Below are 6734 nucleotides of genomic sequence, written 5' to 3'. Positions count from 1 at the left end.
CTCTGATTCGGGGTCATCCGAGTCGAGAGAGCGCCTGAAAGGAAAAACTATGGAATGGTATGTTTTGCAATTCACCACTACGAGATTTGCAGCAGTTTTTGCTCATCTCGAACGCCTGAACTTCTCTTACTTCTGTCCTATGGAGACTGAAAGGTATCGTCGCCCGGATAAGATAATTTCATATCGAGAAAGACGTTTGCCGCTTTTTCCCGGTTATCTTTTTATCCAGGCAGATTTTGAAGAGGTTCATTCCACTACAATAACTGCTATCCCTTACGTACAACGCTTTATCTCATTTGGCGGTGAGCCTTTACCTGTACCAGAAGATGTGATGGCGGAGCTTTTGTACAGACAATCACATACAACAGCTCAGGCAAATCTTTTAAGGAAATCAATTCCACACGATTTTGCTGAAATTCTACTCATGGATAATCCGCAGCAAAGAAGTATGGCTTTCATCCACTACATCACAGAGAGAAGCTTAACCCACAAAATGAAACGGAAGAAAAATGACTGCTACCCGAAAAAAAACCGCAACGAGACGCAAGCCCCAACGTAATACACTCTACCTGCCCTCAGCTTCTCGTGAGGAACTGGATAAAATTGCTCTGGAGATTGGCTATCGCAGGGGGCGACGTATTTCAAGCTCTGGTGTTGTCCAGTACCTCATAAAAAAATATTCCAGCCAGGCTATTGAGGAGCTGATAAACGAAGACGATGAAGACGATGACGACTTCGATGACTAACCATTCAGTCTAAACTTTCCGCGCTGTTCTGGCCGGGAGAAAATCATGTTATCTACTACTGCTTTTGCGGCGCTTGCTTTGCAATGCGCGGCCAGCGTTCATCCCGATACTGCGCATGAAGTTGCAAGGGTTGAATCTGGTTTTAACCCATATGCTATTGCCGAGATAATACCGAAGGTTGAACGTAAGCCCGGTGACAAAGGCGTAGTGTCCTACTTTCCCAAAACTAAGGAGGCTGCACTCCAGATCGTAAATCAAATTGAATCACGAAATCATCGTTACTCAGTCGGTCTTATGCAAATAACGAGTACGAATTTTGCAAACTTCAATACAACCGCTGAGAAAATGTTTGACCCCTGCGAAAATCTCAAGGTTTCAGAGCAAATTTTGGTGGATTGTTATAAACGTGGTGGCGATATTTTACGTGGCCTGAGTTGCTATTATTCCGGCAATCCAGAAACAGGAACTAAACCTGAATCAGATTTTAATAACACCAGTTATATACAGCGCATAGGGTTTAATCCGCCTGATAACAAAAAAAACTGGGTGGTTCCTTCAGTTAAAGATGCAATCAGAAAGGAGAATGTAACACAGAGTATCAAACCTAAAGAAGTTACCGTATATCCCCAATATGCCATGCGTGGCACTGTTTTAGATGAAAAGGAAACAAACGATGTTAAAACTCAATAAACGTTATTTAACTCTTTCTGTATTTATGGCTGCATTGATGCTTTGTGTAGCAGAACCCGCCTTTGCTGATGATGTATCCACTAAAACAACTGGCTTCTTGCAGAAGATTATCGATTTTCTGACGGATATCCGTAAGCCAGCAATCACCATCATTGCGCTGGTAATTGGTTATATCGCTATCTTCTCACGCCAGCATGCAGCGTGGATTACGCCTTTAATTATCGGGATTATCATCTTTATTGTTGCGCCATATCTGCCTGACTGGTTAGCGTAATATGTAATAAAAGGGGGCGTAAAAATGAGTACCGTTTTTAAAGGGCTGACACGCCCCGCTTTGATTAGGGGGCTGGGCGTTCCGCTCTACCCCTTTCTTGGAATGTGCGTTATCTGCGTTTTGCTTGGTGTCTGGATTCATGAGGCTATGTATGCCCTCATCCTCCCTGGCTGGTATGCCATCAAGCGAGTTACGAAGATAGATGAACGCTTTTTTGACCTGCTTTATCTGCGAATGCAAATCAAAGGTAATCCTCTGGCAAACAAGCGCTTCAATGCCGTCCATTATGCGGGGAGTTCGTACGACGCAGTCGATATATCGAAAGTGGACAATTTTATGAAGCTTAAAGACCAGTCTTCTCTTGAAGAGTTAATCCCGTATTCATCACACATCACTGATAACCTCATTGTTACCAGAAACCATGATCTACTGGCGACCTGGCAGATTGACGGAGCTTATTTTGAATGTGTAGATGAAGCGGATCTAGCCTTGCTTACTGACCAGCTCAATACGCTGATACGTAGTTTTGATGGGAAACCCGTTACCTTTTATACGCATCGTATTCGGGTTAGAAAAGAAGTGCGACCTGTATTTGACAGCAAGATCCCATTCGTCAACAGAGTGATGAACGATTATTACGAATCGCTTTCGGCGGCTGAGTATTTTGAAAACAAATTATACTTAACCGTATGCTATAAACCGTTCAGCGCTGAAGATAAAGTGACGCATTTTCTTTCAAGGAAAAAGGGTAATAAAAATATCTTCGAAGAACCCATTAATGATATGAATGAAATATGTGGCAGATTGAGCACCTATCTCTCCCGGTTTCATTCCCGTCGTCTTGGGTTATATGAAGAAAATAATATAGTTTATTCAGAACAGCTTACGCTGTTCCAGAAACTGCTATCCGGGCGCTGGCAGAAAGTCAGAGTCACCAATAGTCCGTTTTATACATACCTGGGTGGTAAAGACCTGTTCTTTGGTAACGATGCTGGACAAATCACTGCCTCTGACCATGCCCGGTACTTTCGTTGCATCGAGATCAAGGACTACTTTCAGGAAACGGATGCCGGAATTTTTGATGCACTGATGTATCTCCCGGTTGAGTATGTACAGACTTCCTCTTTTACTCCGATAGACAAGCAGTCTGCAATCAAGGCGCTGGATGATCAGATCGACAAACTCGAAATGACCGATGATGCCGCTAAATCCTTGCTCGCTGATTTGAAAGTTGGTCTCGATATGGTCTCCAGCGGCTATATTTCTTTCGGGAAAAGTCACCAGACACTGATTGTTTACGCAGATTCGCCGGAGCGTCTGGTGAAGGACACCAATATTGTAACGACGACCCTGGAGGATTTAGGGCTGATCGTAACCTATTCAACCTTGAGTCTTGGCGCAGCGTATTTTGCTCAGTTACCTGGTAACTACACGTTACGGCCACGCCTGAGTTCTATCAGCAGTCTGAACTTTGCCGAAATGGAAAGCTTCCATAATTTCTTTACGGGCAAGGAGAAAGGAAATACCTGGGGTAACAACCTTATCACCCTGGGCGGCTCAGGAAATGATATTTATAACCTGAACTATCACATGACTACCGAGCATCAAAATTACTTCGGTAAAAACCCCACGCTGGGGCATACCGAAATTCTTGGTACGTCAAACGTGGGTAAAACGGTAGTGATGATGACTAAGGCTTTCGCCGCCCAGCAGTTCGGAACGCCGGAGTCTTTTCCACCTGAGAGGAAATTAAAGAAGTTAACTACAGTATTTTTCGACAAAGATCGGGCAGCGGAACCCGGTATACGTTCAATGGGAGGTGCTTACTTTCGGGTGAAAGAAGGAGAGCCGACTGGCTGGAACCCTGCGGCTTTGCCACCAACCAAACGAAATATTTCCTTTATGAAAGACCTGGTGAGGCTACTTTGTACGCTTAACAGTGAGCCGCTTGATGATTACCAGAACCGCCTGATTTCTGATGCCGTTGAGCGCCTGATGCAGAGGTCAAACCGCTCTTATCCGATCAGTAAGTTGCGACCACTCATTCTGGAGCCTGATGATACTGAAACCCGGCGGCATGGGCTTAAAGCACGCCTGAATGCCTGGGTGCAGGGAGGGGAATTTGGCTGGGTGTTTGATAACCCGGACGATACGTTTGATGTGGACAACCTGGACGTTTTCGGTATAGACGGAACGGAGTTTCTGGATAACAAAGTACTTTCCAGCGCCGCTTCATTCTATCTCATCTACCGTGTCACCATGCTGGCTGATGGCCGCCGACTCCTTATCTACATGGATGAGTTCTGGCAATGGATTAACAACGAAGCGTTCAGAGATTTTGTTTATAACAAACTCAAAACCGCGCGTAAGCTGGATATGGTGCTTGTCGTAGCGACACAATCGCCGGATGAACTAATTAAATCACCTATCGCGGCTGCCGTTCGTGAGCAGTGCGCAACACATATTTATCTGGCGAACCCCAAAGCGAAACGTAGTGAGTACGTAGACGAGTTGGAAGTGAGAGAACTTTATTTTGACAAAATTAAAGCCATTGACCCGTTATCTCGTCAGTTCCTGGTCGTCAAAAACCCACAGAGGAAGGGGGAAAGTGATGATTTTGCGGCTTTCGCAAGACTGGATTTGGGAAAAGCGGCGTATTACCTACCGGTTCTCAGCGCATCGAAACCCCAGCTTGAACTGTTCGATGAAATCTGGAAAGAGGGTATGAAGCCGGAAGAGTGGCTTGATACCTATCTGGAACGTGCAAACCTGATTTAAGGAATCCCTATGAAAAAGCATATCGTTGCGGCACTTATCGCCTCTGTTACGGTTATTTCTGGTGCTCAGGCTGGTGTTCCCGTTGCCATTGATGCAAACCCTGAATGGGCTGTCGAAGCGCAGCGCTGGACAGAACGCCTCAAACAGTGGCAGGACACCGTGAACCACTACCAGAAACAGATTAATGCCTATAAGCAGGAGCTGCTGACCAAAACGGGCATTCGTGATGTTCAGGGACTGGTGCAGTCTGCGCAATCTGTCAGTAAGGAGCTGGAGAATATTTACGACCAGGGGAACTCCTTCATTGATGATTACATTAAGAACCCGGAAGCCACCCTGTCTGAGCAAGCCAGATCACTACTGGCCGATTATAAGGTGACAAACACCTGTAAGGGGCTGGGATATACGGGCGACCTGGTGCGGGGCTGTGAAGCCTCGTTCCTGTCCCAACTGGCGGGGATCGAGTACGGCAATAAGCTGGAAAGTAAACTGCGTGAAGATAATCAGGAAATGGCCGACCTTATCGACCAGGTGAAGAACGCCCAGGACACGAAAGCCACGCAGGACGCGACAAACGCTGTATCTCTGGCAAGCCTGAAATTTAACAAGCTCAAATTTCAGTATGAAATGTATCGCGATAAGCAGCGCGATCTTGCAGAATACAAGGAGAAAATGTTACAGGCTGCTTTCCAGGAGAAACAATTAGGGGCTGTTAATAAAGAAACTCCAGTTGTTGATTATAAGGCAGCATTTGAGCAGCAGAGTTATGAAATGAACTGAGGGGGCATTTTGAAAAAATATGGATTAGTTGCGGCGTTGGGGCTTACATTCTTTCTTACCGGGTGTGAAGAGGTTAAATCTGTAGACTGGTGGCAGTCTCACGTAGACGATGCAACGAAAAAAGTAGCTGAATGCAAAAAGTCTGGGAGTGATAGCGAAAATTGTAAAAACGCTAAGGAAGGTTTGTTTAGGTATAAGCAATTACATCCTAAGCATGTTGACTATAAAGATGCATTCAAAAATGTATTGGGTAAAGATGGAAGTTAAAAGGAGCCACTATGGCAACTTCTAGGTATTTCCAGGCCGCTCATGACGTTATTGTTAAAACTCTTGACCAGTCTTTGACTGGTCAGTTAGATAACTTTTCTTCAATAGCGTCTCAGTTGGGTAAGTATGGTATTTCCATTTATATATTGTGGTATGCTTATACCACAATAGTTGGGAAGCAAAAAACCGCAGTGCAGGATTTTTTATGGAATCTATGTCGATTCTGGTTAATTCTTGTTTTTGTCAAAAATATGGGGGGGTGGTTAGATAGTGCAACTCAGGCCATTGATGGGCTGAAGGAAACATTTGCAGGAGGTGATCCTTGGAAATGGGTTGACGAGCTTTGGGAGAAAGTTCAGCAGGTAGCTGCATATCTTATGTCCAAAGATACTTCGAAGTATGTGAAAACAGATGGGGCAATCGCATCTTTATTAACATATGCTGGAGGGATAATTGCATTATTGCTAACTTCAATAGTTTATCTCGCCGCCGAAGTTACTATTAAGATACTTACTATTACCGCGCCGTTGTTTATTATTTGTCTTTCATTTGGTTTTTTAAGGCAGATGTTTAATAGCTGGCTTCAGTTAATATTTAGCTCATGCTTCATATTCTTGTTTTGTGGACTGGCAATTAAAGCGGGAATGACGTTCCTTAATGGCATTCTGACAATCTCGATAGCTAACGCAGATGAATTAAATCTGATATCAACAGGTGCTCAGGCCGGGGTTGCAGGTGCATTTATGGCCTGGATTATCTGGCAAGCCAAAACCTATGCTTCCCAGCTCGCAGGGGTAGGTGTTGAAGGCGCGATGCAAGGGGCAGCCGCAATGGGGATTGGTGCTGGCGTGTTCGGCGCTTCCCGTATGGGGCGTAATCTGCTTGGTATGGGTAAAAATGCAGGGATTGGCGCATGGAAAGGCGTTCGCCGTCAGGATGGAGGGTTCAACCAGTCTCCTGGTGTATCCGGTAAGTTGGGGAATCTGACCGGGCAGGGCGTTAATATTGGCGCTAAGAGGCTTCGCCAGGCTGCGATAGATGCGGCGAAAAAGAAATATGGAGGTTAACCGATTTATTATTTAAATCTGTCAACTCTGAGTATTCCGCAGTAAATATTCACTCCTCTATTTAGGTTCTCACATTATGAAACTACTTATCACGGCTATCGTGACGCTTTGCCTTGTCGGATGCCAGGCGTC

At 45.0% G+C, this 6734-nt stretch carries 7 protein-coding genes; all 7 read left to right on the top strand.

Annotation, left to right across the window (positions count from 1 at the left end):
* Positions 1–559 (top strand): transcription termination/antitermination NusG family protein (locus ACF8MC_RS25135; protein WP_244341093.1); only part of this gene is annotated, 559 nt, incomplete at its 5' end.
* Between the two features lie 232 nt (positions 560–791).
* Positions 792–1436, top strand: a complete 645-nt coding sequence (locus tag ACF8MC_RS25130; RefSeq protein WP_000953538.1) for a lytic transglycosylase domain-containing protein — start codon at positions 792–794, stop codon at positions 1434–1436.
* The gene (locus ACF8MC_RS25125; RefSeq protein ID WP_000916156.1) at positions 1420–1710 is read left to right on the top strand and encodes a TrbC/VirB2 family protein; all 291 of its coding nucleotides are present in this window, start codon (positions 1420–1422) and stop codon (positions 1708–1710) included. The genes ACF8MC_RS25130 and ACF8MC_RS25125 overlap by 17 nt, the downstream gene beginning before the upstream one ends.
* A 24-nt stretch (positions 1711–1734) precedes the next feature.
* Entirely contained in the window at positions 1735–4488 is a 2754-nt protein-coding gene (locus ACF8MC_RS25120; protein WP_000108726.1) for a VirB3 family type IV secretion system protein, read from the top strand.
* 9 nt (positions 4489–4497) lie between these two features.
* On the top strand, positions 4498–5268 hold the full coding sequence (locus ACF8MC_RS25115; RefSeq protein ID WP_000716326.1) for a type IV secretion system protein: 771 nt from the start codon (positions 4498–4500) through the stop codon (positions 5266–5268).
* A gap of 9 nt (positions 5269–5277) precedes the next feature.
* A complete protein-coding gene (locus ACF8MC_RS25110; protein WP_000759841.1) occupies positions 5278–5535 on the top strand; it encodes an EexN family lipoprotein in 258 nt (85 codons plus the stop codon).
* 11 nt (positions 5536–5546) lie between these two features.
* Entirely contained in the window at positions 5547–6602 is a 1056-nt protein-coding gene (locus ACF8MC_RS25105; RefSeq protein WP_000235886.1) for a type IV secretion system protein, read from the top strand.
* Positions 6603–6734: the final 132 nt, after the last annotated feature.

This window comes from Serratia sp. LACPHL-BACT-2024-00286 (genome assembly GCF_043109535.1).
In the GTDB taxonomy this organism is placed as follows: Bacteria; Pseudomonadota; Gammaproteobacteria; order Enterobacterales; family Enterobacteriaceae; genus Serratia; species Serratia sarumanii.
This window is presented reverse-complemented; position numbering and strand designations above follow the sequence as displayed.